Source organism: Clostridium senegalense (assembly GCF_018916625.1).
GTDB lineage: Bacteria > Bacillota > Clostridia > Clostridiales > Clostridiaceae > Clostridium_J > Clostridium_J senegalense.
In genome coordinates this window covers 31,038-46,376 of the sequence record NZ_JAHLNC010000006.1, presented here as the reverse complement: position 1 = coordinate 46,376, position 15,339 = coordinate 31,038, and the positions used below count along the sequence as shown (strand labels likewise).

General features: G+C 25.3%; 13 protein-coding genes. 1 reads left to right on the top strand and 12 read right to left on the bottom strand.

Annotation, left to right across the window (positions count from 1 at the left end):
* Positions 1–28 precede the first annotated feature (28 nt).
* The 5 genes from KQI36_RS11300 to KQI36_RS11280 form a co-directional block, all read right to left on the bottom strand.
* Entirely contained in the window at positions 29–1,042 is a 1,014-nt protein-coding gene (locus KQI36_RS11300; RefSeq protein ID WP_216450964.1) for a sensor histidine kinase, read from the bottom strand.
* Positions 1,017–1,691: a response regulator transcription factor gene (locus KQI36_RS11295; protein WP_061994350.1), complete on the bottom strand. Its 675-nt coding sequence runs from the start codon at positions 1,689–1,691 to the stop codon at positions 1,017–1,019. Before KQI36_RS11295 ends, KQI36_RS11300 begins: the two co-directional genes overlap by 26 nt.
* Positions 1,692–2,379: 688 nt before the next feature.
* Positions 2,380–3,453: a 2,3-butanediol dehydrogenase gene (locus KQI36_RS11290; RefSeq protein ID WP_216450963.1), complete on the bottom strand. Its 1,074-nt coding sequence runs from the start codon at positions 3,451–3,453 to the stop codon at positions 2,380–2,382.
* A gap of 232 nt (positions 3,454–3,685) precedes the next feature.
* On the bottom strand, positions 3,686–5,605 hold the full coding sequence (locus tag KQI36_RS11285) for a sigma-54-dependent Fis family transcriptional regulator (RefSeq protein WP_216450962.1): 1,920 nt from the start codon (positions 5,603–5,605) through the stop codon (positions 3,686–3,688).
* Positions 5,606–5,636: 31 nt separating this feature from the next.
* Positions 5,637–6,110, bottom strand: coding sequence for an HAD family hydrolase (locus tag KQI36_RS11280; protein ID WP_216450961.1), 474 nt, complete (start codon positions 6,108–6,110; stop codon positions 5,637–5,639).
* A gap of 308 nt (positions 6,111–6,418) precedes the next feature.
* Between KQI36_RS11280 and KQI36_RS11275 the strand changes: the two genes are divergently transcribed.
* Positions 6,419–7,465: a YdcF family protein gene (locus KQI36_RS11275; protein ID WP_216450960.1), complete on the top strand. Its 1,047-nt coding sequence runs from the start codon at positions 6,419–6,421 to the stop codon at positions 7,463–7,465.
* Positions 7,466–7,583: 118 nt separating this feature from the next.
* Here KQI36_RS11275 and KQI36_RS11270 read toward each other — a convergent pair whose 3' ends face one another.
* From KQI36_RS11270 to thpR, 7 genes are all read right to left on the bottom strand, one after another.
* The gene (locus KQI36_RS11270; protein WP_216450959.1) at positions 7,584–8,351 is read right to left on the bottom strand and encodes a sugar phosphate isomerase/epimerase family protein; all 768 of its coding nucleotides are present in this window, start codon (positions 8,349–8,351) and stop codon (positions 7,584–7,586) included.
* Positions 8,352–8,522: 171 nt separating this feature from the next.
* Positions 8,523–11,114 (bottom strand): ABC transporter permease, encoded by a 2,592-nt coding sequence (locus KQI36_RS11265; protein WP_216450958.1) that lies wholly within the window; start codon positions 11,112–11,114, stop codon positions 8,523–8,525.
* Positions 11,115–11,119: 5 nt separating this feature from the next.
* A complete protein-coding gene (locus KQI36_RS11260) occupies positions 11,120–11,794 on the bottom strand; it encodes an ABC transporter ATP-binding protein (protein ID WP_216450957.1) in 675 nt (224 codons plus the stop codon).
* Between the two features lie 233 nt (positions 11,795–12,027).
* Positions 12,028–13,095 (bottom strand): sensor histidine kinase, encoded by a 1,068-nt coding sequence (locus tag KQI36_RS11255; RefSeq protein ID WP_216450956.1) that lies wholly within the window; start codon positions 13,093–13,095, stop codon positions 12,028–12,030.
* Entirely contained in the window at positions 13,092–13,781 is a 690-nt protein-coding gene (locus KQI36_RS11250) for a response regulator transcription factor (protein ID WP_216450955.1), read from the bottom strand. Before KQI36_RS11250 ends, KQI36_RS11255 begins: the two co-directional genes overlap by 4 nt.
* A gap of 103 nt (positions 13,782–13,884) precedes the next feature.
* On the bottom strand, positions 13,885–14,559 hold the full coding sequence (locus KQI36_RS11245) for an HD domain-containing protein (RefSeq protein WP_216450954.1): 675 nt from the start codon (positions 14,557–14,559) through the stop codon (positions 13,885–13,887).
* Positions 14,560–14,746: 187 nt separating this feature from the next.
* The gene (thpR, locus tag KQI36_RS11240) at positions 14,747–15,280 is read right to left on the bottom strand and encodes an RNA 2',3'-cyclic phosphodiesterase (RefSeq protein WP_216451097.1); all 534 of its coding nucleotides are present in this window, start codon (positions 15,278–15,280) and stop codon (positions 14,747–14,749) included.
* Positions 15,281–15,339: the final 59 nt, after the last annotated feature.

The window sequence follows — 15,339 nt, the reverse complement described above, 5'->3', positions numbered from 1 at the left end:
CAATGTTACATTTCTGCAATGTTTAATTCTAAATAACTTTTTCATCTTTAAACTTAATACTAACTTTAGTACCTTTACCAACATCGGATTGTATATCAACTAAAATTCCAAGTTTCTTAGATATCAATTTTACCATATATAGTCCAATTCCTGTTGAACTTCTTTCTTGTCTTCCATTGTTACCAGTAAAAAATGGATTAAATATCCTTGGTAAATCTTCTTTATTTATACCTACTCCATAATCTTTAACTATTAATTCTACTTCTCTAGCATCTTCTTTTGCATATATCTCTATCCTACTGCTATTTTTAATTTTAGAATACTTTATAGCATTAGCTATTATTTGCTCTAACATATATAAAAACCATTTTTTATCAGTATAAATATAAATATTTTCACTAATATTTACCTTTGGAAACACTCCTTTATATATAAAGTCTCTTTTTTTTAAATTAATTGCATTACTAACTAGTTCTTTAAGATTATAGGGGTTTGTAACATAATCTCGTGAAAAATCTTCTAATCTCAATAAATTTAAACACTCTTCTAAATTTTTTTTAATTGAAGAGTTCTCTTCCTTTATATCCTTAATATATTTTATTTCTTTATTTTCTAATTCACTTTTCTCACAAGCTAAATCAATTACTGTTATTGATGTTTTCATATTATGAATCCATTGAGAAAACAAATAATCTTTACCTTTTATTTTTTCCTTTAACTCATAGATTTCATTAAGATACTCATTATGAATTTCATCAATTACATTTAAAATTTCCTCTTCTTTATAATCAACATTGTTCTTTTTGTAATTAGGACTTTTAATGCTATCTGCAAGTTTTTGTTTAAATCCACAATACTTAATAATCTCAATAATGAAATAAACTATTATCACTGTTCCACTTAATATTAATGGATATAATATCTCACTATTTTCAAATAATAAAAAGTAGAATACTATTATGAATGTAGTATTTACTATTAGAGCTATTAAATCTCGTCTTTTTAATTTTAAAACCCTAATTATCAACTCCATTAAAGACATATCCTACCCCTCTTTTAGTTACTATAGAATTATTTATACCTAAATCACTTAATTTCTTCTTAACCCTTGTCATATTAACGGTTAAAGTACTATCTTCTATAAAATTACTATCATCCCATAAAGCTTCTAAAAGCTCTTCTCTACTAACTACTTTTTCTATATTTTTTATAAGTATATTTAATATTCTATACTCATTTTTTGTAAGCTCTATAATTTGATTTTTATATTTAAGCTTCATACTATTATTAATTAAGGTTAATTCTCCAACCTCAATTTCTTCCTCGTTATAATCCTTAACCCTTCTTAATAAAGCATTAATTTTAGCAAGTAATATACCTATACTAAAAGGTTTAGTTACATAATCATCCGCTCCAAGTTCCATACCTCTTATCTGTTCGCCTTCATCACTTCTAGCAGAAAGTATTATTACTGGAATTTTATATAACTTTCTAATAAGCTTTAAAAAATAGAAGCCATCAAATTTAGGTAAATTAATATCTAAGATTATCAAGTCTGGATTAATTTTAGTAATATATCCCATGACATCGTCAAAATTTTCAACTGTATCAACATTATAATCGTATACTCTTAAATATTCACTTATATATTTTTTTAATTTTAAATCATCTTCAATTAATAAAATTCTCATTACAATCTCCCATAAAATACTTAATTATTAAATTCTATCACATTTACTCTCTAATATAAATATTATCATATCTATATAAACTATTTTGTAAGCCTCTCTAAAATAATATAATTAATCAAAGTTTTTTTAAGTTTATTAAATACAAAATCCCTCTGAATTCTCAGAGGGATTTTCGTATATTATTAAAATAATTACAATTTCTATTTAAACCAATTCTATAGGGAAACAAGCTCAAATTTAAATTTATTCAATAACTTTAAAATATTTTTATACAAAATATAGTGTTGAATTCCAAGTGCTTCAGAGCATGTCTCACTATTTGGGGTATCCAAGTTTTGGAATGGATAATTTTAAAAGTCAACTTGGAACCCTATATAGGGTTCCTAATTAAATCTTAAACTTATTCATTTATCAAATGAGAAAACTCAAATTAATATTTTTTCAATAACTAACAGATTATTTTAGTTAAGAGTTAATAGTGAATAGTTGTGGTTATCACTACTCACTTTGCTCCTAGTAATTCTCAATGTATTTTTAACTTTAAGAAACTGATGCACAGTTTCATCAATAATTTTTAATTCTTAATTCTTAACTAACTATATTTGTACTTATTTTTCTCAACCGATAACAAAAATTTGATGTATAAATTTAAGTTATAGATTGCATCCCTATATTTCTATAGTAATTTTTATAAAAGTGATTTATCTGGTGTTACTAATATCTTAACGTGCTTCTTCTTATCTGGACCTATTAATGTACCAAATCCTTCTTTAACAATATCATCTAAGTGAATTTTCTTTGTTATATATCCATCTGCCTTTATCCTTCCATCATTCATTTGAGCCATAGTTGCTTCAAATTCGTGTCTATAAGCTAATGTACCAACAATTTTTTTCTCTGTGAAAACTAAAACGTTTGGATTGAAATTTAATCCATCTTCCCATATGCTTGTAACTACCATAGTCCCTTCAAATTTTAAGCTATTAACACCTGTATCAAAACCTATTTTTGCTCCTGTAGTTTCAAATGCAGCATCTACTCCTACTCCATTTGTAAGTTTTTTAACTTCTGATGCTATATCAACTTCATTTGGATCTAAAACAAAATCTGCACCAGCTCTTTTAGCATATTCTTGTCTTATTGATTTTCTTTGTAAAACTATAACAAGTTTAGCACCAGCTGCTTTTAAGCATTCAATTGTAGCTAGTCCAATAGGTCCTGATCCTAAAACTAATGCTGTATCACCTATTTTAAAATTAGCTACCCTTATAGAATGTAGTGCAACGGCCATCGGTTCAACAAGTGCTGCTTGTTCATAACTCATGCCTTCTGGTATCTTGTGTATAAATTCTTGTGGAAATACAGTATAATCAGCAAATCCACCACCACTTCCACAAAGTCCATGGAATCCTAAAGATGAACATAAATTATATTTCCCTTCTAAACAAGCTGGACATTTTCCACATGCTACTATTGGTTCAACAATTACCCTATCTCCAATTTTTAAATTGGAAACACCTTCTCCGATCTCAACTACTTCTCCAGAAATTTCATGTCCTAATACAACAGGTGCAGTAGTACCACTTAAAGGATGTGGCTGACCTACTGGTATAAAAATCGGTCCTCCTAAATACTCATGTAAATCAGAACCACATATACCACACCACTTAACTTTTATTTTCACACTTCCCTTTACAACTTTAGGTTCTTCTATTTCCTCAACTCTAACGTCATTTTTCTTATACCATAATGCTGCTTTCATAATATTCCTCCTAAATTTTATTAGTTAAACTATTCACAATTAAATAAAGCAATAATTATGCCAACTATTTTAATTCTTTATTTTGTTAATTTTTAAATTAGTCTTTCTTACATATTTTCTACAATACACCATATATTTGATTATAAGTGTAAAATAAAAAATGTATCAAAATGAAACAAGAATAATTGTTTCATTTTGATACATCTATCTTTTTTTCTCATTTTGATACACTTTAAATTTTATAAGCAATATTATATTTCTTTACTTTTCTATAAAGTGTAGATCGTCCTATCTGTAATAAATTTGCCGCTTGAACCATATTCCCATTACTTTGTATTATAGCTTTTTCTATAGCTTCTTTTTCTAATGTTTTAATAGCAACTACATTTTCAAATGTTTTCTCCTCTTTTTTACATGTATTTTCTACTTCATAAGAAACTAATATATTTTTTTCACTTAAATAAAAATCACGTTCTACAACATTTCTTAATTCTCTAACATTACCTTCCCAATAGTTATCTTTTAACTTTTCCACATAATCTTTATTAATTTTTTTAACTTCTATTCCTTTTTTTATAGATAAGTTTTTTGTAAAATAATTAACTAACAATCCTATGTCTTCCTTTCGTTGCCTTAACGGTATTGTTTTAATATTCATAACACTTAATCTATAATAAAGATCATTTCTAAAATTTTTTCTATTTACTTCTTTTTTTAATATTCTATTTGTTGCACCTATTACCCTTACATCTAATTGCTTTTCAAAAGTTCCTCCCACCCTAATTATTTTTCCATTATCTAAAACCCTTAAAAGTTTACTCTGCATATCTAGCGGTAATTCACCTATTTCATCTAAAAATATTGTTCCTCCATCTGCCAATTCAAATTTTCCTGCATGCCCTTCTTTAGCTGCTCCAGTAAATGCCCCTTTTTCATAACCAAAAAGTTCACTTTCTACTAATTCTCTTGGTATAGATGCACAATTTACAGCTACAAACGGTTTATTTCTTCTATCACTATAGTTATGTATAGATTGCGCTAAAAGTTCTTTTCCTGTTCCACTTTCCCCTTCTATTAATACATTGCAATCACTTTTAGCAGATTTTTTCGCTAATACTATCATATTTTTCATATTCTTATTTTCTGTTATTATATCATCAAAGGTATAGCTAGCTTTAAATCCTGCTAGTTTACTAACTAATTTATGTATATGTTTTGTTTCTTTAAAAGTTATTACCATACCAATATTTTTATTATTTACATTCATTGGAACTGCGTTAACAATACATTTTATTTTGTCATTTTTTATTTTAAAATCACTCTCAATATTATAAATTTCTTTTTTATCACCTTTTAATAATGCTTTAAAATCAATATTAGTAATTAAATTTTTAATTTCTAAATTCATAACATCATCTAAAGTTAAGTTTAATACCTCTAAAGCTCTACCATTTATCCTCTTAATGTTACTATCTGAATCAATGACTATCATTCCATCTGATATGGAATTAAAGGTTATATTCAAAAGGTTATATGACCTACTTAAAGCAAATTGTTTTTGTATTGATTCTGCTGCAGATGTCACTATTCCTAAAGTATGTGAATGTGCATCATAATAATTTCCAGACATATTTATACATCCTATTATCTCTTTATCTTCATCGTATATAGGTGATGCAGAGCATGTCCAAGAATGTTGACTTATACCAAAGTGCTCTGCTCCTATTGTTTGTATTGGTTTTTTTAAATAAAGAGCAGTTCCTATTGCATTAGTACCAACTTCTTCTTCACTCCATAATTCACCTTTTAAAAAATTTAATTCATTTACCCTATCCATTATATCTTCATCACCAATAACCTCAAGTATATAACCATCTTTATCTGCTAAAATCATAGCAAAACTTGACCCTTCAACTATTTTATATACACTTTCCATAACTGGCTTAGCTATTTTTATTAATTCCCTATTTTTATCTATAAGCTCTTTAATATTACTATGCTTATTTTTACCTTTTCCACCCATAGGATTAACATTATATTTTTTACATCTAATCCATGATTCTAATATTTCATTTCTTACTTGTTCATTTATAATATCATCATATATAAAATTTTCCCAAGCGTTTTTTATGAATGTTATGTATTTTTCCACTAAAATCTCCCCTCTTTTTCTTTAAAAGATATTATGTTCTTAATGTAGCTTTTACTCTATTTTTCTTTAATATTAAATCTATTGCATCAACTATATTATTTACTACAATATCAGCTTGAAACACAGCTTTAGTAAAACATCCTTCTTTTCCAATTATAGCTATAGATATTATACTGTTTTTAAACATTTCTATGTCATTTTTCCCATTGCCAATGGCTACAGTACTATCCCTAACAAGCTCCTGAACTATTTTCTTTTTATCTTCACATGCATCATCTTTATTAAAAATTTTTACTTTAACAGGAAGTTCCATGCATTGCTTTTCTACAGTACCATAAGTATCTGCTGTAACAACAAATATATTAACGTCTTCACATGATAATTCTTTGATTTTTTCTTTTACTTCTTCAATTAATACACCATCTTCTGCAATGGTACCATTAAAATCAAAGACAACATTTTTTATTCCAATACTTTTATAACCTGGTATATCAACTATTATCATTTGTCCAATACTCCTCTCGCTTAATATATAATCTTATAAAACTCTCTTCCCTATATGCTTTTAGTTTTTACTATACACATTCATTATACTATCATATAATGAAATAAGCTTTATTTTTAACCTATATCAAAAGTAAAAAGCTTAATTTTACAACTTTATATACTTTTAGCATATTTTCACTGTTTAAAATTTATTATATATAATTAAGTGCTATTAAAAAACATATAATATTTATACTTTTTAGGATAAAATATATATTGAATGAATTTTAAATAAAACTCAACTTAAAATCATATGGAGGTTACATCATGTTTTTTCTATTAGGCTTAACATTATTTACATTTATAATTTTTTTAACATCTTATCTGCTTGATTCAAGAAAGTTAATTAATGGATTATTATTTAATATATTTTTATTTTCAGCTATAATAACATCTATATATGCTGCATTTTCAACACAAAATCGTTTTTTAATTATTATAGCTCTTATTTTTATTTTTTTCTTATTGTTGATTCCTATATTTGGTATTCACGCATTAATAGTAGGCTTATTCATAAATACTAAAATTCTTATAAATCGTGAGGGAAAACGTTTTTCTAATTTATTAACTTTATTCATAGCTATTGGATTAATATTATTCCTTATTGGCTCATTTATCTTATCAACCAATTTATTTTCTCAAGAAATAAATATTTTCTTAAGTAGTTTTGTTGTAATTTCATTATATTATTTCTTTGATGTTTTTAATTTTTTGATGATATCATTTTTATATCAATTTAACCATCCAAAATTAAATCAAGATTTTATTATCGTTTTAGGTAGTGGATTAATTGGAGATAAGGTTCCACCTCTATTGGCAAGTCGCATTAATAAAGCAATTGAATTTTATAATAAGCAAAGTATTGTTACAACTCCTCCGAAAATTATTTTTTCTGGCGGACAAGGAAATGATGAAAAAATTTCAGAATCCTTAGCTATGCAAAAATATGCAGTTGAAAAAGGTATTCCATTTGAAGATACAATTTTAGAAGATAAATCAACTACCACCTTTGAAAATATGACATATTCAAAAAATATAATGGATAATTTAAGTAATAATAAATACAATAGCATATTTACAACAAATAATTTTCATTTATTTCGTGCTGCTCTATATGCAAAAATGGCCGGCTTAAAAAGCCAAGGAATTGGTTCAAAAACAGCACTTTATTTCTTGCCAAATGCATTAATTAGAGAATATATAGCTATTGTAGTAATGCATAAAAAACGTCATATAATTATTATTTCTTTAATATTAATCTTTAATTTAATGTTAGCTTTGATACAACACTATTTTATTACTCCATATTTGTAATAAAACATAGTAATTTATATAAAAAATCCTCCTTTGTATTTTAAGTATTGGTATAAAAACCAACTACTTATAACCGAAAGGAGGATTTTTTATAATATAATTTAAATATATAAAGTTTTTATAAAAATTTCTTTTCTTTTAACCATTCTAATGAACTAATTATTTCATCATATTTGCCAACTTCTAAGGTCCATGTTGCTTCTTTAGACGTTTCATTAATTTTATTTAAAACATCTAAGATAGAAATGTCTCCATTTAAAATTCCATTATGATTATCTTTTATTCCGTAATTATTATGTAAATGTACATGCCCAATCCTTTTGCCAAGCCCTTTTATCCAATCTTCTAATGGTATTTTAGAACAATAGTTTGCATGACCTATATCAAGACATGCTGAAAATGCAGGATGATTTACTCCATCTATAAGATTTGCAATATGCTCATAATCGCTATCATATTCATTTTCTATATGTATTTTTATTGAATCATCTTTATTAGATAAAAATTCTTTCCAAAATATTTTAGAATTATATTCCCAAGAGCTCTTAAAATATACCATTTCATTAAAACACGTATGAAAAATTATACGTTCTGCACCTATTTCTTTTGCCATACAATAGGAACTTTCAAACCTTTTCATAGTAGCATCTTTTATTAAACTATCAAAGCTTGCAGGGCATAAATCTAAGAAAGGTCCATGTACTGAAAGTGATGGATTTTTTATTATTTTATTTAATCTTTCCTTATAGTTTTTCAAACTTTCTTCTTTACAGTCTAATGATTGACCAATGCCAAACTCTATTATTTCTATACCAATAGGATAATTTTTTAAAACTTTCTCCATATCTTTATCCTCTAAAAGATGTGATAAATATATTTTTTTCATAATGATACTCCTTTGTAAAACTTTATATGCTTTATAATATAAGTTTTTAACGAAATTTTCAATTTATACTTTTCTAAAAGCTTAAATTTAACACTAATTTTAAAATTGAAATATTTTCAATAAAAATTAGAGGCGTTATTTCTATATTACACCTCTAAAATTAATTTTATTCTATTCTACGAAGTTAAGTCTTTCTACTATACTTTCTCTACTCACCAATTTATATCCGATAATTGGAATTATCATTATTAATATGGCTATAATTGTTATAGCTACTAAAATTGATATTATACATATAGAAATGTTTAATCCTCCATAAATCGGTAACATCATTGGCGCTACATATGACACAGTAATTCCTAATGGTATTATGAGTAATGATGATAATATTATATAATATAGTCCTTCAAATAATATCATCTTTTTAAGCTGCTTTTTTGTCATACCGATAGATTCAAGCATAGCAAATTCTACTCTTCTTAAAAAAATACCTGTTAGAACTGTATTCATTACATTTATAATTCCTATTAACCCTAAAATACCTGAAATAATAGCTCCAATTGATAAAAATATTACTTTAATACTTTTTAATCCTTCTATAAAAAAGTTTTTGGAACTTAATTTTAAAGAACTATTTCCAGATTCAATAATAAGTTTTGATATAATTTTGTCTGCATTTTTTAAATCAGTTCCATCTTTTAATTCAACATTAAGACAATCTACATAATTTTTATAATCAGAGAATATTTCTTTAAATGCATTTTCTTCTATATTTAAAAATTCTAAATTATTTGATGCAAATTCACCATCTTTCTTTGACACAACAGCCATAACTTTAAAATCTTTTTTAACTTCTTTTAGCTTCCCATTTTCATCTACTACTTCAAAAGTTAAAGGTAAAGCATCTCCAGCTTTTACAGAGTTATCTTTTTCTGATGTAGGATAATATATAATATTGTTTCCTTTTTTAAATTCATTTTTATCTATAGTTCCATCAATAATCTTTAAGTTTTCTACTTCTTTATCTATCATATCAGCCTTTAAAGCTCTAACACTTGCATATATTGTATTTTTATCTATTGGATCAATACTAAATCCTATATATTTTTTGCTAGGATCACCATAACTTTGTAGTTCTTTTTTAAATTTTTCATCAATTTTAATTTTACTCCAAAAACTAATTATTGTTCCATCCTGTTCCGGTGTAATTCCACTATAATAAGGCGTTACATTTTCTACCATATCCAACTCTTTAATTTTCTCTATGAATTCTTCTGTTATAGGTTCATATCCTTTGCCTGACTGAATACCATTATATACAAGATTTTCAATTGAAATATCTGATGCCATTTGAGCATCTGCATGCTTTTTAGAGTCTAACCCCATAGTTGCATTTACAGTGAATATAACAGTTAAGGCACTTAATGAAATTGAAAGTATAGATAGTATAACTCTTTTCTTATTTTTTATAATATTACTCCATGCCATCTTGTAAATTTTAGCTCCATAGGCACCTTTTTTAACCTTTTTCTTTGATTCATTATCAGAAATTACATATCTAACTGCTTCAATCGGTGAAACTTTTCCTGCCACTCTTGCTGGCTTATTACAACTTATTAAAGCAGTTATTAATGAAAAAATTGTTGATACTAAAAACATACTTAAGCTATGGGAAACCACAGTTATATTGCCAAATATAGTAAATTCAAGTGCCATAGGAATAATAATTATTGACACAATATATCCTAAAATAAGTCCTATTGGTATACCTATAATAGAAAGTTTAATTGCTTGTTTTAGTATTATTTTTTTTAGTTGTTTTGATGTAGTTCCAATTGTTTTTAAAAGACCATAAAATCTAATATCTTTAGCTACAGATATATGAAAAATATTATATATTATTAAATATCCAGTAATCATAACTATTAATAATCCAACACTTATAGCTATGACTTGTTCCATGTTGTCTGATTGAAACATTCCATTTTCTTCTTTATCATATTTAGGGTTTGCTTTATAACTTAACGCTCCTATTTTTTGTCCTATCTTTTGTATTTCATCTTTAGCTGTCTTAAATGAAGATTCATCATTTAAATTTTTAAGAGTAATAAAGGCTACTTTAGTATTTTTTTTATCTATTATTTCACTATTATACTTTTCTATAAATTCATTACTCACAAAAATTTTTGTTTGATTTGAACCCCTTGGTACTAAAGACTCATAATAACCACTTAAAACACACTCTATAGTCTTAACTTCACCGTTAATTTCAACATCTAAATTTATTTTCCCCCCAACTTTTTTCTCTATCTCTAAAACTTCTAATATCCAAGTTGGAACAAAAACTTCCTCTGGTTTTTTAGGGTAAGAACCTTCTATAGGAACTACAGCCATCATATCAAATGCAATTTTATTTTTCACCGATTCTAAAGCTATATTTTCATTTAATAATTCTTTATTTTTAACCCCTTCAACACTAGCTAATTGAATAATTCCTACCTTATCAACATTATCTACTGAATTTAACTTTTTTTCACTTTCTTTGTTTATGTTAAGATATCCATCACAATTAACATTATAATTAGAAACTATATCATAAATCTTGTTAGTTTTATAAAATGTCATACCTCCTGATATAGTAATTGTTATTAATATGGTAGTTAATATTATTGCAAGTATTGCGCATACATTTCTCATTTTATTAGCTTTCAAGCTTTTTTTACTCAATTTATTAACAGAATTTCTATTATTATTTTGCAACATAATTTCTACCCCCTATTCACAACAATTTTTCCATCTTCAATTCTAATTATTCTATCTGCCATCTGTGCTATTTGTTCATTGTGAGTAATCATGATTATAGTTTGATTAAACTTATTGCTTGTAAACTTCAAAAGTCCTAGTACTTCTTGTTCTGTTTTAGAATCTAAATTTCCTGTTGGTTCATCTGCTAGTATAATAGAGGGTTTAGTTACTAATGATCTAGCAATAGCTACCCTTTGTTGTTGACCACCTGAAAGATTGTTAGGGAGCCTGTTAATTTTATCTGTTAATCCTAAAGTTTCTATTATTTCATCAACATATTTACAATCAACTTTTTCTCCATCAAGTTCTATTGGTAATACTATATTTTCATATACATTTAAAATTGGAACAAGGTTATAATTTTGAAATATAAACCCTATATTTCTACGTCTAAAAATTGTAAGTTCATCATCATTCATTGAAAATATTTCTTTATTATCAATAACAACTTTACCTTTACTGGCCCTATCTAATCCCCCTATTAAATGCAATAATGTACTCTTTCCAGAGCCTGATGTTCCTACTATGGCAACAAACTCCCCCTTATCTATCTCTAAACTAACACCATCTAAGGCCTTAACTAAATTTTCATCTTTACCATAATGTTTTTTTAAATTTTCTACTTTTAATATACCCATATCTTTTATCTCCTCTCAAATACCTGTTAGCATTATAATATCACTACTATATTGCTACAGACCTCACAGAATTGAGATATTTTAAAGTCTAAAAGTAACAGTTTAGTGATATTTATATTTATACACCTTTTAATTTTCAATTTTAAGATTGTTACTTTTTTAAGTTAATAAATTTGTGATTTGTTTTGAATGTCTATACAAAAAAAAGCAGCATAATAAAAATGTTGCTACTTTTAATTCTTTAAAAATATTGAGAAAGTACTGCCCTTACCTTTTTTAGAATTTACTTTAATATATCCACCTTGTTTTGTGATTATTTCATTCGCTAAATATAATCCGATTCCTACACCTTCAAATTCATTTACTTCCTTACCTCTATAAAATCTTTTAAATATATTATTTATGTCTTTATTTTCTATACCAATACCTGTATCTGTAATATCTATTTTAGTAAATAGTTGCCATTCATCTACTATAATCTGAATTTCCCCTCCATTTTCAGTATATTTAACTGCATTTTCAATAATATTAAATATTGCTTCGCTGGTCCATTTTTTATCATGACATAACTTCAACTTTTGCGGACAGCTAACTGTAAGTTTTATATTTTTATTTTCTGCCTTTAAATAAATCCCTTTTAAAGAAATTGCTATAGTATCCATTAAAAAAGTATTTTTATTATTAAGCGTAATTATATTACTTTCAAGTCTAGACATTTTAATTAAGGCTTGTACTAACCATTGGAGCTTTGAAACTTGATTTCTCATATTACTTAAAAATAGTTTTTCATTATTTTCATCTAATTCTCTTTCAATTAATGTATCATTGTACATACATATATTAGCTATTGGAGTTTTTATTTGATGTGAAATATCTGAAATTAAAGATTTGATACTATCTTTTTCCATGAAATATTTTTTTCTATCAGTTTCTATTATATCAACAAGTTGTTTTAATTTATTTTCAAGTTTTGAAAGTAAAGTTTCCTTATCTGTATCAAATACAATATTTTCTTCATTACATATAATTTTATCAATAATGTCACTCATTCTATTAGAAAAGTTTAAAACCTTATTCCTTAATAAATATACAAATCCAGTGATAAGTATGAAAATAATAAATATAAATATACTATTCATAATAAAAATATAATTTAATAATTCATTTAAATCTATATTTACATCTACAACATTTTTTAATTTATATTTAGTACATAAAAGAAAAATACTACTTATAATTAAAATAATCATAATAAATACTTTGTATAAATTATCTAATAAGAGTAATTTTACACTTTTCAATTCACTTCACCACCCCAACAATATCCTACACCATAAATAGTTTTAATATATTTGGGCTTTGATGGATTATCTTCTATTTTTCTTCTAAGTCTATTAATATTTACTGTTAATGCATGTTCTTCTATATACCTATCATCTTCCCATATGGATTCTAATAATGTTTGTCTTGTTAAAATCTCACCTTTTGATGTTACTAATTTTTTTAAAATTTTATATTCTGTTGGTGGCAAATCTATTATTTCTCCATTTTTATATATAGTCATATTATCAAAGTCAAATTCAAATTCACCACTTTTTAATATATCTAAAATAATACTTTTACTTTTACCATATCTTCTTAAAACTGCTAAAACTCTTTCCCTTAATATATTTAAACTAAAGGGTTTTGTAATATAATCATCACCACCAATTTTTAGTCCTGTTATAACATCTAATTCCATATCACAAGCAGTAAGAAATATAATAGGATTAGAATACGTTTTTCTTATCTCTTTACAAAATTCAAATCCACTTCCATCTGGTAAGTTAACATCTAATATAATAATATCAATATCTTCTTTATATAAAATAATCTTAGTTTCTTCTAATGTAAAAGCTGGAAATACTTCAAATCCATCCATTTTAAAATTAAAACTAATTCCATTGTTTAAAATCACATCATCCTCTACTATCAATATTTTATACAATTTTCATACCCCCACCATATCTTTCTTTAATATTGTATTTCATAACTGTATATTTAAATGAATTGAATAGATTTTAATTTACTTAATGTATAATAAACTATTTTTATTCAACACCTTTAATCTCCGACTTTAATTTGCTGAAATATTCATCCATAAATTTTAGTCTTTCTTTACCTATTTCTATTACTTTCTTTGTGTACAATTTATTAGGAATTTTTTTAAATTTTACTTCATATTCAATAAAAGGTGTATGTTTAGAAACATCTTTTAATCTTCCATTTTCAACAGTATTAATTTCTAAATAATCATCTATTGATTCATCTACTATTAATCTTTGACCAAATTGCCCTGCTAACATAAAAGTACGAGCTATTCCACTTGCTCCAATAACATCAAGTTTATCTGCATCAAAAAGTATTTTAGCTTCTATTGTTTTTGGCTCATTTCCTGTTCTAAACCTATGTGTAACAATACAATGCTTTATTTTTTCTATTTTTTCTTTCTCATAATTTAAATCTATTAATATATGTTCTGCAATTTCACTACCTAAAATAGCATGATCGATTTCCCCAGTTTTATCATTACTCTCTTCTACTCTTGCAATATCATGTAATAATGCTGATGGAATTAAAACCTCTAAATCAACATTGTTCTCATATTCTGCAAGTAACCTACACATATTATAAACTCTAAATACATGATCCAAATTATGTGCTGAACAAGTTAATTTATTTTGAACAATTTCTATAATTTTTTTATATTTCGTATCTTCATTCATATATAATGCCCTCATATATAATATTTACATTCAATAGTGGAATTTTGTATCCATTAAGTTTTATAATATTTCAAACAAATTATTCTCATTTATAAATTTAATTTTACAATTAACTATGAAATATTTAATTTCTATATATTTTAATTATAAAATGAAACCAAAAATAAAAAAATACTTCTTTATAATTCTAGTGTATGTTTTTCAACATTATTTCTTCTAATGGCTCATAAACCAACTTTTCATTAACCCTTTTACTTTCCATAATTGCTATAGAACGTATAGGAATTTCTATGGATTCAAATTTGTTTGCTTTTATTTTATTATCAAGAATTATTTGTCTTCCAATTGTAATATGAGGGGTATATTTTCTATCATCAACTTTAAATTTATTATCCACTAATAATTTTTTTAACTCCCTTTGTAATTCTATAAGTTCTTCATTTTTTTTAATTCCAAGCCAAATTATTTCTTTATTTCCTTTTTTAAATGAACCAATATCAGATGTAACAAGGTTTCTTGGACTTTTTTGTAATCTATGTAATATACTAATTAATACTTTCAAACTTTTTTCATCAACTTCTCCTATAAATTCAAGTGTTATGTGAAGATTATCTTTATCTGTGAATTTTCCTTTAATTGAATTACTAGCTACTAAATTTTTATACTCTAATAATTTATCTTTTGTTTCTTCATAAAATGTAATTGCAAAAAATACTCTCATTGTTTTCACTACTTTCTCTTATTTATGTACTTTAGTATAATCTTAGTTTAAAATTATTT

Coding starts and splice junctions, on each gene's coding strand:
- KQI36_RS11245 (WP_216450954.1), bottom strand. CDS start 14,559: ATGAATGAAGATACGAAATATAAAAAAATTATAGAAATTGTTCAAAAT.
- thpR (WP_216451097.1), bottom strand. CDS start 15,280: ATGAGAGTATTTTTTGCAATTACATTTTATGAAGAAACAAAAGATAAA.
- KQI36_RS11280 (WP_216450961.1), bottom strand. CDS start 6,110: ATGATAATAGTTGATATACCAGGTTATAAAAGTATTGGAATAAAAAAT.
- KQI36_RS11275 (WP_216450960.1), top strand. CDS start 6,419: ATGTTTTTTCTATTAGGCTTAACATTATTTACATTTATAATTTTTTTA.
- KQI36_RS11265 (WP_216450958.1), bottom strand. CDS start 11,114: ATGTTGCAAAATAATAATAGAAATTCTGTTAATAAATTGAGTAAAAAA.
- KQI36_RS11270 (WP_216450959.1), bottom strand. CDS start 8,351: ATGAAAAAAATATATTTATCACATCTTTTAGAGGATAAAGATATGGAG.
- KQI36_RS11290 (WP_216450963.1), bottom strand. CDS start 3,453: ATGAAAGCAGCATTATGGTATAAGAAAAATGACGTTAGAGTTGAGGAA.
- KQI36_RS11300 (WP_216450964.1), bottom strand. CDS start 1,042: ATGTCTTTAATGGAGTTGATAATTAGGGTTTTAAAATTAAAAAGACGA.
- KQI36_RS11295 (WP_061994350.1), bottom strand. CDS start 1,691: ATGAGAATTTTATTAATTGAAGATGATTTAAAATTAAAAAAATATATA.
- KQI36_RS11260 (WP_216450957.1), bottom strand. CDS start 11,794: ATGGGTATATTAAAAGTAGAAAATTTAAAAAAACATTATGGTAAAGAT.